The following is a 13,903-nucleotide window of genomic DNA, read 5'->3' on the forward strand; positions in this document are numbered from 1 at the left end:
TGGGCGTCGATCCGGGCCACGCGCCCGGCCGGCCCCGGGTCGGGGGGGGGGGGGCCCCTGGCCCGGGGCCCGCCCCCCCCCCCGCCGGGCGGGGGGGGGGGCCCCCCGGCGTCTCTACGGGCGTGCGTCAGCCGCCGGTCATCGGGCGGGCCGGGCTACCCGCGCGCGGGCCCCGCTCGGTGTGCGGCTGCGGACGGCGGACGCCCGCCGGGGCGACCGGCATGGAGCCCGGACGTGCGGGGTGCCCGCCATGGGCCCGGGCCCTGACGGCCGCCGTCGGATGCCCGGCGGGGACCACCGGTTCGGCCGGGGCGGCCACGGGCGCGGCGCCGCGGCCGTCGGTGGCCATCGACTGCGGCAGTAGTACGGGCTGTGGCCCGGCATCGGCCACGGGACGGGTGCCGTCGCGGCGCTCCCGCCACCGCTCGCGCATCGCGAAGATCCAGGCCTCGGTCCGGGCGATCAGCGGCTCGAACCAGGGCAGCGCCAGCAGGATGAGCAGCCCGGCCGCCCAGCCCAGCAGGACATCGCTGAGCCAGTGCGTACCGATGTACACGGTGGTGAGGCCGACGCCCAGCGAGACCGTCGCGGAGACCGCCGACAGATAGCGCCTGGCCCGTGGCGTGGTGGCCAGATAGGCGAGGATTCCCCAGGTCACGACGGCGTTCGCGGTGTGCCCGGAGGGAAATATATCGCCGCCGGCGAACATCTCGGCCGACCCGATCTGTGTCGCGTAGTGCGGGCCGAGCCGCCCGAGCCCCAGCTTGACCGCGCCCACCGTCACGTTGAGCAGCAGCAGGGACGTGCCGAGGACCAGCAGCGGCCGGAGCGTGTGCTGACGCCAGGAGCGCCAGCCCAGCCAGCAGGCGACCATCACCGCCGTCGGGCCGCGCTGACCGAGGACGACGTAGTAGTCCAGGAAGGGGTGCAGTTCGGGCCACTGCTGGTAGGGCCGGAACAGCATGACCTTCCAGTCCAGAGCCACCAGCCAGGACGTGATCAGCACCGCCCAGACGATGGCGAGATAGAACGCCAACGTCCCGCCGAAGAGGGCGATGCGGTGACGGCTCATCCGCGGTGCCTCTATCTTCGGCGGTTCCGGCTCCCGGTCCAGCCGGGCAAAGATGTCGGTACGCACCCAATCGACGTTACAGCGAGTGAGTGTGCGAGCAGGCCAATCCGGCTGCTTTGTGATGACGATGTGATGTGGACTTTGTCTCGGAGCGGCGTCTTTTCCGGGAGCGGAGAAGAATCTCCGTGATCTTGGACCCAATTGCCCGCGGGTTCCGTTCGTAAGCGTGTTTGATCTCTCGGAAAATGAGGCGCACCGGAATCCACGGGATTTGATCCGGCCATTCGGGGGAGGCGCACGCCGTCGCGCCGGCCCCGCGCCGACCGTCCCGACCCCCGCCGCGACGGGCCTCCCGCGCCCTGGGGCGGGAGCCCTCCGGCCGGGCCCGGAATGGCGTACGCCACACTGTGCGGCGGACCGGGGTATGACGTGGACCACGTGTGACCACACCGAACTCGCGTACGCTGACGGCTCACTCGCCCGTCGATGCCGGGCCCGAGGGACGCGCACCCCACGTCACCGTCGGTCCGCCGAGCGCGAGGGACTCATCGGGAGGTACGTAGATGTCCGGGACGACCACGGCCGGGGTCCGGCTGCGCAATGCCGCCGACAACGCCAACCGCTGGGTCGTCCTCGTCGTCCTCTGCCTCAGTCTTCTGGTCGTCGCCCTGGACGCGACCGTGCTCCATGTCGCCGTCCCGTCCGTCACCGAGGACCTGCGCCCGAGCGGCACGGCCCTTCTGTGGATCGTCGACGCCTACCCCCTCGTCTGCGCCTCGCTGCTCATCCTCTTCGGCACGCTGGGTGACCGGATCGGCAGACGGCGCGTGCTGCTGATCGGGTACGCGCTGTTCGGCGTGGCCTCCCTGCTCGCCGCGACGGCAGACACCTCCGCCGTCCTGATAGCGGCCCGGGCCCTCCTCGGCGTCGGCGGCGCGATGATCATGCCCGCCACGCTGTCGATCCTGCGCCAGGTCTTCCCCGACCGCCGCGAGCGGGCGCTCGCCATCGGCGTGTGGACCGCGGTCGCCGCCGTGGGCGCGGCCACCGGTCCGGTCGTCGGCGGCTTCCTGGTCGAGCACTTCTGGTGGGGCTCGGTCTTCCTGATCAACATTCCGCTGATGGCCGTGATCCTGCCGCTCGGCCGCTGGCTGCTGCCCGAGTCGCGCGGCGGCGACGACGGCCCGTGGGACGTGCTGGGCGCGCTCATGGCCGCGGCCGGGGTGCTCGGCGTCGTCCTGGGCGTCAAGCGCCTGGGCGGCGGCGCGGGGCTCCTGGATCCGGTCGCGCTCGGCCCGCTGGCCCTGGGCCTCGCGCTCCTGATCCTCTTCGTACGCCGGCAGCGGCGCCGCAGGCATCCGCTGATCGACGTCGCGATGTTCGCCCGCCCGGCCTTCTCCACCGCCGTCGGCTGCATCGTGCTGGCCATGCTGGCGCTGGTCGGCCTCCAGCTGATCGCCGTCCAGTACCTCCAGCTGGTGCTGGGGCTCACCCCGCTGGAGACCGGGCTGCGCCTGTTGCCGCTGACCTTCGCGGCGATGGCCGCGGGCGCCACCGGCTCGTACACCCTGCGCCGCTTCGGCCCCCGGCGCATGGTCGGCTGCGGCTTCGTCCTCACCGCGTCCTCGGTGCTGCTGCTCACCTCGATGGGCCAGCACGACCGGCCCGCCTTGCTGACCTGCGCGTTCGTGTTGCTCGGCTTCGGACTGCAGACCACGCTCTTCGGGGCGTACGAGTCGATGCTCAGCGACGCCCCGCCGGAGCGGGCGGGGGGCGCGGCGGCGATCGGCGAGACCTCCTACCAGCTGGGCGCGGGCCTCGGCATCGCCCTGCTCGGCAGCGTCATGAACGCCGCCTACGCCCCCGGCCTCGCCTCCCTGCGCGAGCAGGGCGTCCCGGCCCGCGCCGGGGCGGAGGCCTCCCACTCGCTGGGCGAGGCCTACCAGGTCGCCGCGCAGCTCGGCGGCCCGATGGGCGACCTGCTGCGCTCCACGGCCCGGCACGCCTTCATCGGCGGCCTCCACATCACGCTCTTCGTCAGCGCGGGGCTGCTGCTGCTCGGCGCGCTGGCCGCCCTGCGGCTGCCGAGGGTCATGGACTGCCCGCCGAAGGAGCACTGCCTCCGGAGCGAGGGCGAGGGCGAGGGCGAAGCTGCGGAGCCCGGGTCGATCGAGCCGGACGCCGCCGAGCCCGAGGCCGCCGGGCCCCGTACGTCGGAGGCCGTGACTCCCGGCTACCGGGCCGCCGACGCCGCCCGTCCGTCCGGCCGGGACCGCCAGGTCCCGCGTCCGATGCTGCCCGCGCGGCGCGAACCGGCCGAGGCGGCCGGCTCTGGACGAGCGGCACACTGACCCGTAACGTCAGCACGACGCTCTGACTACCACTGCTAGTTTTCGGAGGGCGGGCGTCTCCCGGTCCCTCCGAGCACCGTGCGAGCCGCCGGAGGCACCCTCATGTCCAGCACCGAGTCCGCGAAGCCGTCGAAGCTCCCGCCGTTCGACGCCGCCGACCCCCTCGGCATCGACGACCTGCTCGGCCCGGACGACCTCGCGATCCGCGACACCGTCCGCACCTGGGCCACCGACCGCGTCCTGCCGCACATCGCCGAGTGGTACGAGAAGGGCGAGCTGCCCGGCATCCGCGAGCTGGCCCGCGAGCTCGGCGCCCTCGGTGCGCTCGGCATGTCGCTTGACGGCTACGGCTGCGCCGGGGCGAGCGCCGTCCAGTACGGGCTGGCCTGCCTGGAGCTGGAGGCCGCCGACTCCGGGATCCGCTCGCTCGTCTCCGTGCAGGGGTCGCTCGCCATGTACGCGATCCACCGCTTCGGCTCCGAGGAGCAGAAGCAGCGGTGGCTGCCCGGCATGGCGGCCGGCGAGATCATCGGCTGCTTCGGACTGACCGAGCCCGACCACGGCTCGGACCCGGCCGGGATGCGGACGTACGCCAAGCGCGACGGGGATGACTGGATCCTCACCGGCCGCAAGATGTGGATCACCAACGGCTCGGTCGCCGGAGTCGCCGTCGTCTGGGCGCAGACCGACGAGGGCGAGGACGGCCGGGGTATCCGCGGGTTCGTCGTACCGACCGACAGCCCGGGCTTCTCGGCCCCGGAGATCCATCACAAGTGGTCGCTGCGTGCCTCGGTCACCAGCGAGCTGGTCATGGACGAGGTGCGGCTGCCCGCCGACGCGGTGCTGCCGGACGCGAAGGGGCTGCGCGGCCCGCTGAGCTGTCTGAGCCATGCGCGCTACGGCATCGTCTGGGGGTCCATGGGCGCGGCCCGGGCCAGCTTCGAGTCGGCCCTCGACTACGCGAGGAGCCGGGAGCAGTTCGGCCGCCCCATCGGCGGCTTCCAGCTCACCCAGGCCAAGCTGGCGGACATGGCCCTGGAGCTGCACAAGGGCATCCTGCTCGCCCACCACCTGGGCCGCCGGATGGACGCGGGCAGGCTCCGGCCGGAGCAGGTCAGTTTCGGCAAGCTGAACAACGTGCGGGAGGCGATCGAGATCTGCCGCACCTCGCGCACGATCCTCGGGGCCAACGGAATCTCGCTGGAGTATCCGGTGATGCGGCACGCGACGAACCTGGAGTCGGTGCTCACCTACGAGGGAACCGTGGAGATGCACCAGCTGGTACTGGGCAAGGCGCTCACCGGTCTCGACGCCTTCCGGTGACGGAGGTGCGCCGCGACGCACACGCCGACCGGAAGCGTTGACCGGAACTTTCCGGCGAGTGCCCTGCTCAGCTCTGGTTGAAGAAGCCGTCGGCCTTGCGGCCGGCGGCTTCGCCCGCCACCACCTGGGTGTCGGCGGGGGAGAGCAGGAAGACCCGGGTGGCCACCCGGTCGATCGAACCGCGCAGGCCGAAGATCAGCCCGGCGGCGAAGTCCACCACGCGCTTGGCGTCGGCGGGGTCCATGGCCGTGAGGTTGACGATCACCGGGACGCCGTCCCGGAACAGCTCGCCGATGGCCCGGGCGTCCCGGAAGCTGTCCGGGGTCACCGTCGCGATCCGGCGGTCCTGCTCCTCGGCCGCCTCGGCGGCCACCTGCACCCGCGGGTCGGTGACCCAGGCCGCCTGGTGGCCCGTGCCGGTCTCCGCGCCCTCGTTGTACTCGTCGTCGTAGTACCGCTCGTCGTTGTTCTCCACGAGGCCCAGCCAGGCACTCGCCTTGCGCACCGATCCCATGGACGCCTCCTCTCACCGCGGTTCTGTGGTGTTCCGCATCTCTTTCGTATCCCTATGGTCGTCCATGATGCGGATAGCGCGCCAAGTAGATAGTCGGCTCGCAGGCGATTCGTGACGCTACTGGTGCAGAGGATGTGGCGATTCGTCAGGGTTCGTCCTGCATAAGGGGGGTTGCGAAAAGAAAATATGATGCGTCGAGCCGTACGGGTGATCCCGGGGACGTACGGGTGAACGGGGCACTCGGTACGATGCACGACGCCCCGGTGCACGAGCGTCGCGCACCGGCTGAACGGCTCCCGGGGGATCGTCGTGTTCGGAATCGTCAGGCCCTGCACCCACCGCCTCTCCGAAGGCCTCAGAGTCGAGTGGATGGCCCATCTCTGCGGCCTCTGCCTGGCCCTGAGGGCGGATCACGGACAGTTCGCCCGTATCGTCACGAACTATGACGGCCTGATCGTGTCCGTTCTGACGGAGGCTCAGGCGGGGCTCGTACCCGGCGGGCGTCGCACCGCCGGACCCTGCCCGCTGCGCGCCATGCGCACCGCGCCGGTCGCCCAGGGCGAGGGGGCCCGGCTCGCCGCCGCCGTCTCACTCGTCCTCGCCTCGGCGAAGGTCCGCGACCACGTCGCCGACCGGGACGGGCTGTTGGCCCGCCGCCCGGTCGCCGCCGCCGCGCGCCGGGTGGCCGCCGGATGGGACCGGGCAGGCGCGCGGACCGGGGCGGCCCTCGGCTTCGACACCGCCCTCCTGGTCGACGCGGTCGACCGGCAGACCGGCATCGAGACCCTTGCCGGCCCCGGCACCCCGCTGCTGACGGTCACCGAGCCCACCGAGACCGCCACCGCCGCAGCCTTCGCGCACACCGCCGTCCTCGCCGGGAAGCCGCAGAACGCCGCCCCGCTCGCGGAGGCCGGCCGGCTCTTCGGGCGGCTCGCGCATCTGCTGGACGCCGTGGAGGACCGAGAGGCCGACGCCGCGGCGGGCGCCTGGAATCCACTCGCCGCCACCGGCACCCCGCTCGCCGAGGCGCGCCGGCTCTGCGACGACGCACTGCACGGCGTACGGCTCGCGCTGCGCGAGGTGGAGTTCACCGACGGGAAACTCGTCCACGTGCTGCTTGCCCACGAGCTGCGCCGCTCGGTCGACCGGGCGTTCGGCACCTCCTCCTGCTCGCACCAGGAGGGCCAGGGGCTGCTGGTGCCCGACGGCTCCTTCGGGCCGCCGCCGGGGAACCCGTACGGCCCGACGCCCGGTCATCCGTACGGTCCGCCGCCCGGCGGCCCGGGCGCGCCGCCCCCGCCGCGCCCCCCCCGCGACCGGCGCGGGCTGATCGCCGGATGCCTGGTCTGGGTCGGGCTCGCCTGCACCTGCCAGATGTGCTGCGGGAGCTTCGAGGACCCCTGGAGCAGGGAGCAGCGGCAGTCGCCGTGCCAGAGCTGCGGCGACTGCTGCGAGGCGTGCAACTGCTGCGGCCAGTGCGGCGAGGGCTGCTGCTGTTGCGGGGACTCCTGCGGCTGCGACTGCTGAGGCGCCGACTGGCGACCGCCGGGCTGACGCCGGGTCACCTCAGCTCGGGCGGGGAGATCTCGGAGGTCTCGATCGCGGACTCGGTGGTGCCCCACTTCTTCAGGATGCGGTCGTAGGTCCCGTCCTCCTTGAGCCGGTTGACGGCGGCCTGGAAGGCGGGGGCCAGCGGGCTGCCCTTCTTGAAGGCGAAGCCCACGTCGAGCCGCTTGAACTCGTTGAGGAAGCGGAGCCCCTCCTGCTGGCTCACGGCGTAGCGCAGCCCGTTGATGGTCGACATCACCACATCGGAGCGGTTCTGCTGGAGCGAGATCCACACCGCCGCCTGGTCGGCGTAGGTCTTCACCGTGTACGGCTCCTTGCCCGCCTCCGCGCACCGGGGAAGGTTCTCCTGGAGCGTGACCTCGAAGGTGGTGCCCGCCCCGGTCGCCACGTCCAGGCCGCACAGCTGGGTCAGGTCGTCGACCTTCTTCAGCTCGCTGTCCTCGCGGACCGCGAAGCCCTGCCCGTCGTTGATGTAGGTCACGAAGTCGATGGTTTCGCGGCGTTCGTCGGTGACGCCGAAGTTCCCCGTGCCCAGGTCGTACTTCCCGCTGCCGAGCGCCGGCAGGATCGCCTCGAAGGACGCCACCTCGCGCTTCAGCTTCAGCCCCAGCACCCGGGCCGCCGCGTCCGCGAAGTCGATGTCCGCGCCGGCCGGTGTGGAGCCGTCCTCCTCGTAGAAGGCCCCGGGCGGGGCTCCCACGGAGGAGACGATCCGCAGGGTGCCCGCCTCGCGGACCCCGGCGGGCAGCAGCTTCGCGGCGGCCTCGTCCTTGCGGACCTCGGAGACCACGTCCGTCGTCGGGGTCTTTCCCTTGGAGGCGGCCTCCGCGGATCCGCCGCCCGCCGCGCCGGTCGGCTCGGCGCAGGCGGTGAGCGTCAGGGCGGCCACGGTGATCAGGGCGAACAGGGCGGCAGGTCGGGATCGGGACATGGTGGTGCTTCTCCGGGTTCGTCAGGGTGGCCGATCGCCCCCGGGCCATGACGGCACGGAGCCATGACGGCACGGAGCCGTGGAGGCACGGGGGCAGCGGAAACGTTCAGCGGTGCGAGGGGAGGGCGACGCGGTGCGGTGAAGGTGAAGTCACGCCAGGAAGCGTGGCTCGAACGCCGGAAGAGGGGCGTGAGCAGGAAGAACCGGACAGCAGAGGGTCAGCTCAACAGGAAGAGGACCACACACGACCGAAGTCGATGTGGGAGCGGGTGACCAGCCACTGCTGCGGATGCATGGGCCAAGTGGAACAGGCATCCGAGTGCACGTCAACCAAGGTGAGATGTACAGCTCACAGTGTGGACAGGCTTGACAACTCCCCGCGCACGCCGCTTATCTCGGAGACGGACCGGCGCTGAGGGGCCCGGCCCATGTGTGGTTCTTTTCGGTGTGAAGGCACGCCCCGTGTTCGATCTGAGCATCCACGGAGCACCCGCATGCCCCCGCAGACCGTCTCGCCACCCTCCTCTCCCGCGCCCTCCCCGTCGCTCGTCAAGGACGGTGACGAGGTCGTGCCACGCATCGTTCCCGTACGCCGAACAGGCCGCTGGGCAGCGGCCGTTGCCGTCCTCGTGCTGCTCGCGCTGGCGCTGGACTCCGTCATCCGCAACGACGCCTTCCAGTGGGACGTCGTGCTCTCCTACTTCGCCACCGTCCCCGTCCTGCGCGGACTCTGGCTCACGCTGTGGCTCACCGCGGTGGTCGTGGTGCTCGGGTTCGTCCTGGGAGCGCTGCTCGCCGTCCTGCGGCTCTCCGGCAACCCCGTGCTCCAGGCGGTCGGTTGGGGTTACGTCTGGCTCTTCCGGTCCACCCCGATCCTGGTCCAGCTGCTGTTCTGGTTCAACATCGGCGCCCTGTACCCGCAGATCCTCGGCGTCTCCACGGTCAGCCTTCTCGGCCCCGTCACCATCGCCGTCATCGGACTGACCCTGCACGAGGCCGCGTACGCCGCCGAGGTGGTGCGCGGCGGGATCCTCTCCGTCGAACGCGGACAGGTCGAGGCCGCCCAGTCCCTCGGCCTCGGCCCCTGGCGGCGCTTCCGGCGCATCGTGCTGCCGCAGGCGATGCGCTCCATCGTGCCGCCGGCCGGGAACATGCTGATCGGCACCCTCAAGGGCACCTCGATCGTCAGCATCATCGCCGTGCAGGACCTGCTCTACTCCGTCCAGCTCGTCTACCACCGCACCTACCAGGTCATCCCGCTGCTGCTCGTCGCCACCGTCTGGTACGCGGTCGTCACCACGCTGCTGAGCATCGGCCAGCGCTACGTCGAGCGGTACTACGCCCGCGGCACGGCGGGTGCGCGATGACCTCCGCACCCAGCATCGTGGTGATCGGCGGCGGCCCCCGCGGCACCGGGGTCATCGAGCGCATCGCCGCCAACGCCGTCGAGCTGTACGGGGACCGAAGCCTGGACCTCCACCTGGTCGACCCCTACCCGGCGGGCGGCGGACGGATCTGGCGGCCCGACCAGTCGCCGCTGCTGTGGATGAACTCCATGGCCGAGGACGTCACCATGTTCACCGACGAGACGGTGGAGGTGGCCGGACCCGTCGTGCCGGGCCCGGCGCTGGACGCCTGGGCCGAGGACGTCCGCGCCGGGCGCGTCACCCCGGACGCGGACCCCGCCGTGCTGGCCGAGATACACGGCCTCACCGGAGCGGACTTCCCCACCCGGCGCCTCCAGAGCGCCTATCTGCGCTGGACCTACGAGCGCGCCCTGGCCGCCCTGCCGCCCGGCATCACCGTCCACGAGCACCGCACCACCGCCCTCGCCGTCACCGGACCACGCGGCGGCCGCCAGCGCGTCCGGCTCCAGGACCGCCCCGAACCCCTGCTCGCCGACCTGGTCGTCCTGACCGTGGGCCACCTCGACGCCGAGCAGAACCCCGAGCAGGAGGAGCTGAGCGCCTTCGCCCGGCGGCACGCCCTGGTCCACCTGCCGCCCGACTTCACCGCCGACAGCGACCTGGAGGCCCTGCGCCCCGGGGAGCCGGTCGTCGTCCGGGGCTTCGGGCTCGCCTTCATCGACCTGATGGTCCTGCTCACCGAAGGACGCGGCGGACGGTACGGGAACGGGGAGTACCTGCCGTCCGGCCGCGAACCCGTGCTGTACGTCGGATCGCGGCGCGGCGTCCCGTACCACGCGAAGATCGGCTACCCCTGGACCGGCGAACGCCCGCCGCTGCCACGGCACTTGGGGCCCGCGTGGACCGAGGAGCTGGTCAGCAGGACCGGGCCGCTCGACTTCCGCCGCGATGTCTGGCCGACGGTCGTGAAGGAGCTGGGTCACGCCCACTACCACCGGTTGTTCACCGCCCACCCCGAGCGCACGGCGCTGGCCCACGAGGTCTTCGCCGAGAAGTACGCCGCCGCCGACCCGGGCAGCCCCGAACTGGCCGCGATCGTCGCCGAGGCCGTGCCCGACCCCGCCGACCGGCTCGATCTCGACGCCCTTGACCGACCCCTCGACGGCGTCCGCCACGACTCGCCCGAGGCTCTCCAGGACGCCCTGCGCGACTACATCTCCGGCGACCTGACCCGACGTCACAACCAGGAACACAGCGAGGATCTCGCGGTCTTCCTGGGGCTGCTCTCCGCGTACGCCCAGCTCGTCCGGCTCGGCGACATCGGCACCTGGTGGCACGGCTTCTTCAGCTATCTGGCCTCCGGCCCGCCGGGCCCCCGCCTCCAGCAGCTCCTGGCCCTCTCCCGGGCCGGCGTCGTCCGCTTCCTCGGCGCCGACCTCACCGTGGAGACCGACGAGGAGCAGGGCCTCTTCCGGGCCCGCAGCGCCACCGTCCCCGGTGCCCACACCGAGGCCCGCGCGCTGGTCGAGGCCCGGCTCCCCGACCCCTCGCTCCGGCACACCGCGAGCCCCCTGCTGCGCGCCCTGCGCGACGGCGGGGCCGCCGTCACCGACGACGGGCTGCTCGCCGTGGACCCGGCCGACAGCCGGGTGCTGGACGACGAGGGGCGCCCGCACCCGCGCCGCTTCGCGCTCGGCCCGTTCACCACCGCCCGCTCCAGTGGCGCGTTCACCCGGCCCCGTACCGGCGGACCCGCCTTCCGGCAGAACGACGCCGCCGCGCGCGCCGCGCTCACCTTCCTGCGCGACCTCTCCTGTCGCGGCCGCCTCGCCTCCTGACGACCGCCCGGCCCTTTTCCGTACCGCCGGCCCCCTTCCCGTACCGCCATCGCTTCCGCGCCCAAGGACTCCACTCATGTCGCTGACCAGCGATCCACCCGTCGGCCCATCCACCGGCCCGCCCATCGATCCGCCCGTCGAGCCGCCCGCAGATCCGCCCGCCGCGAAGGAGGCCGGAAGCGGTGCGGGCCCCGACGAGCTGACCGTCGTGCCCGTGCGCCACCCCTGGCGGTGGGTCGCCATTGCCGCGACGGCCGTCCTGCTGGCCCAGTTCCTCAACGGGCTGATCACCAACCCCGGCTGGGAATGGGACGTCTTCGCGCAGTTTTTCACCGCGCCGACCATCCTCAAGGCCGTCTGGGTCACCCTCCAACTGACCGTCTACGGAACGGCGATCGGCTTCGCCCTCGGCATCGTCCTGGCCTTCATGCGGCTGTCGGCGAGCGTGTTCCTGAGGACGGTCGCGTACGGCTACATCTGGGCGTTCCGCTCGATCCCGCTCATCGTGCAGCTGCTGTTCTGGTTCAACCTCGCCTACCTCTACAAGGAGTTGCAGTTCGGCATCCCGTTCGGGCCGGGCTTCTTCGCCTTCGACACGATGAACCTCGTCGGCGCCACGAGCGCGGCCGTCCTCGGCCTCGCCCTGCACCAGGCGGCGTACGCGGCGGAGATCGTGCGCGGCGGCGTACTGGCGGTCGGAAGCGGCCAGTTGGAGGCGGCCGCCGCGCTCGGCATCCCCAAGTTCCGGCAGCTGCGCCGGATCGTCCTCCCGCAGGCGATGCGCTCGATCCTGCCCAACGCCGCCAACGAGATCATCTCGCTGTTCAAGGGCACCTCGATCGTCTCCGTCATGGCGATCGGCGAACTCTTCTACCAGGTGCAGGTGGTCTACGGCCGCAACGGCCGGGTCGTGCCGCTGCTGATGGTCGCCACCGTCTGGTACATCCTCCTCACCACCGCCCTCTCCGTCCTCCAGCACTACGTCGAACGTCACTACGCCAAGGGGGCCGTGCGATGAGCGCACCCAGCGATGCCATGGTCGAAATCCGCTCCGTGCACAAGAAGTTCGGCTCCCTGGAGGTACTGCGCGGGATCGACCTGTCGGTTCGGCCCGGCGAGGTCACCGTGATCCTCGGCCCCTCCGGATCCGGCAAGTCCACCCTGCTGCGCACCATCAACCACCTGGAGAAGGTCGACCGGGGCTGGATCAGCGTGGACGGCACCCTCGTCGGCTACCGCAGGGACGGTGACAAGCTCTACGAGCTGCGTGAACGCGAGGTGCTGCGCCAGCGCACCAGGATCGGGTTCGTCTTCCAGAACTTCAACCTCTTCCCGCACCTCACCGTCCTGGAGAACATCATCGAGGCGCCGATCTCGGCGCTGCGCCGCCCCCGCAAGGAGGCCGTGGCGTCGGCGGAGAAGCTGCTGGAGCGGGTCGGCCTCTCCGACAAGGCGGCCGCCTACCCCGGACAGCTCTCCGGCGGCCAGCAGCAGCGCGTCGCCATCGCCCGCGCCCTGGCCCTGGAACCCCGGCTGCTCCTCTTCGACGAGCCGACCTCCGCCCTCGACCCCGAACTCGTCGGCGAGGTCCTCGACGTCATCAAGGACCTGGCGCACGGCGGCACCACGATGATCGTCGTCACCCACGAGATCGGCTTCGCCCGTGAGGTCGCCGACACCGTCGTCTTCATGGACGAGGGCCGCATCGTCGAGCAGGGCCCGCCCGCCGACGTACTCGACCGCCCCACCCAGGAGCGCACCCGCGCGTTCCTCTCCAAGGTCCTCTGACACCCCCAACCCTCTGTCTTTCTACGCAAGGAGCACGTACGTGTCCGTCCGCCGCAGCATCACTCTCGCCCTCACCACCCTCACCGCCACCGGTCTGCTCACCGCCTGCGGCGCCTCCGACCCCGCCACCGACCTGGCCGCCCCGAAGGGCCGGAAGGACAGCGGGGTCAACATCGGACCCGACCAGGACCGCATCAGAGGCAAGAAAGTCGCTGCCGCCGCCGACCTCGTCCCCGAGGCGGTCCGCAAGCGCGGCGCGCTCAGGATCGGAGCCAGCGCCGACGCCTCGCCGCCGCTCGGCTTCTACGCCACCGACGACAAGACCCGCATCGGCTCCGAGATCGACATCGCCACCCTCGTCGCCGACACCCTCGGTCTGAAGCCGCAGTTCGAGGAGGTCTCCTGGGAGAACCTCTTCGTCGGGCTGGACAGCTCCAAGTTCGACGCGGTCCTGTCCAACGTCACGGTGACCGAGGAGCGCAAGGAGAAGTACGACTTCGCCACCTACCGGCTCGACAACATCGCCTTCGAGGCCAAGAAGGGCTCCGGCTGGAAGGTGAAGGAGCCCGCCGACGTCGCCGGGAAGACGATCTCGGTCTCCTCCGGCACCAACCAGGAGAAGATCCTCGTCGAGTGGAGCGAGGAGAACGTCAAGGCCGGCCGTAAGCCGGTGGACATCAAGTATTTCCAGAAGGACACCGACTACTACCTGGCCCTCCAGTCCGGCCGCATCGACGCCCACCTCGGCCCGAGCCCCACCGCCGCCTACCACGTCGCCACGGCCGGCCAGTCCGAGATCATCGGCCAGCTCTCCGGCGCGGGCGGCGACCTCCAGGGCAAGATCGCCGCCACCACCAAGAAGGACAGCGGCCTGGTGAAGGCGTACGCCGCCGCGATCGACCACATCGTGCAGGACGGCTCCTACGGCAAGGTCCTGGGGCGCTGGGGGCTCAGCGGCGAAGCCGTCGAGAAGTCGGAGATCAACCCGCCCGGCCTGCCCAAGACCGAGAGCTGACGCCCGGGCCGTGCGGGCGGGGGGGGGGGGGGGGGGGGGGGGGGGGGCGCGGGGGGCGGGGGGGGGGGCCGCCGGGCCCACGCCGCTCCCAGCCCCCGCCCCGCCCCCCGCCCCCCCCGCCGGCGGGGGCGGGGG

General features: G+C 71.9%; 11 protein-coding genes. 8 read left to right on the forward strand and 3 right to left on the reverse strand.

The window, feature by feature from the left end:
- Positions 1 to 127: 127 nt before the first annotated feature.
- Positions 128 to 1,138: a phosphatase PAP2 family protein gene (locus JS521_RS05715; protein WP_205081626.1), complete on the reverse strand. Its 1,011-nt coding sequence runs from the start codon at positions 1,136 to 1,138 to the stop codon at positions 128 to 130.
- A gap of 497 nt (positions 1,139 to 1,635) precedes the next feature.
- Between JS521_RS05715 and JS521_RS05720 the strand changes: the two genes are divergently transcribed.
- Entirely contained in the window at positions 1,636 to 3,423 is a 1,788-nt protein-coding gene (locus JS521_RS05720) for an MFS transporter (RefSeq protein WP_205081627.1), read from the forward strand.
- Positions 3,424 to 3,525: 102 nt separating this feature from the next.
- Positions 3,526 to 4,746 carry an acyl-CoA dehydrogenase family protein gene (locus JS521_RS05725; protein ID WP_205081628.1) on the forward strand — a complete coding sequence of 407 codons (1,221 nt, stop codon included), beginning with the start codon at positions 3,526 to 3,528 and terminating at the stop codon, positions 4,744 to 4,746.
- Between the two features lie 67 nt (positions 4,747 to 4,813).
- Here the strand turns inward: JS521_RS05725 and JS521_RS05730 are convergent, their stop codons facing one another.
- Positions 4,814 to 5,260, reverse strand: a complete 447-nt coding sequence (locus JS521_RS05730) for a cell division protein SepF (protein WP_205081629.1) — start codon at positions 5,258 to 5,260, stop codon at positions 4,814 to 4,816.
- Positions 5,261 to 5,569: 309 nt separating this feature from the next.
- On the opposite strand from JS521_RS05730, the gene JS521_RS05735 reads away from it, so the two are divergent.
- A complete protein-coding gene (locus JS521_RS05735) occupies positions 5,570 to 6,787 on the forward strand; it encodes a DUF5685 family protein (protein WP_205081630.1) in 1,218 nt (405 codons plus the stop codon).
- A gap of 34 nt (positions 6,788 to 6,821) precedes the next feature.
- Here the strand turns inward: JS521_RS05735 and JS521_RS05740 are convergent, their stop codons facing one another.
- Positions 6,822 to 7,760, reverse strand: a complete 939-nt coding sequence (locus tag JS521_RS05740) for an ABC transporter substrate-binding protein (protein ID WP_205081631.1) — start codon at positions 7,758 to 7,760, stop codon at positions 6,822 to 6,824.
- A gap of 494 nt (positions 7,761 to 8,254) precedes the next feature.
- On the opposite strand from JS521_RS05740, the gene JS521_RS05745 reads away from it, so the two are divergent.
- From JS521_RS05745 to JS521_RS05765, 5 genes are all read left to right on the forward strand, one after another.
- The gene (locus JS521_RS05745) at positions 8,255 to 9,127 is read left to right on the forward strand and encodes an amino acid ABC transporter permease (protein WP_205081632.1); all 873 of its coding nucleotides are present in this window, start codon (positions 8,255 to 8,257) and stop codon (positions 9,125 to 9,127) included.
- Entirely contained in the window at positions 9,124 to 10,965 is a 1,842-nt protein-coding gene (locus tag JS521_RS05750) for an FAD/NAD(P)-binding protein (protein ID WP_205081633.1), read from the forward strand. The genes JS521_RS05745 and JS521_RS05750 overlap by 4 nt, the downstream gene beginning before the upstream one ends.
- Positions 10,966 to 11,041: 76 nt before the next feature.
- Positions 11,042 to 11,983, forward strand: a complete 942-nt coding sequence (locus JS521_RS05755) for an amino acid ABC transporter permease (protein WP_205081634.1) — start codon at positions 11,042 to 11,044, stop codon at positions 11,981 to 11,983.
- 17 nt (positions 11,984 to 12,000) lie between these two features.
- Positions 12,001 to 12,753, forward strand: a complete 753-nt coding sequence (locus JS521_RS05760) for an amino acid ABC transporter ATP-binding protein (RefSeq protein WP_205081662.1) — start codon at positions 12,001 to 12,003, stop codon at positions 12,751 to 12,753.
- A 40-nt stretch (positions 12,754 to 12,793) separates the two neighbouring features.
- A complete protein-coding gene (locus JS521_RS05765; RefSeq protein WP_205081635.1) occupies positions 12,794 to 13,768 on the forward strand; it encodes an ABC transporter substrate-binding protein in 975 nt (324 codons plus the stop codon).
- Positions 13,769 to 13,903: the final 135 nt, after the last annotated feature.

It is taken from the genome of Streptomyces durocortorensis (assembly GCF_016901035.1).
Classification (GTDB): domain Bacteria; phylum Actinomycetota; class Actinomycetes; order Streptomycetales; family Streptomycetaceae; genus Streptomyces; species Streptomyces durocortorensis.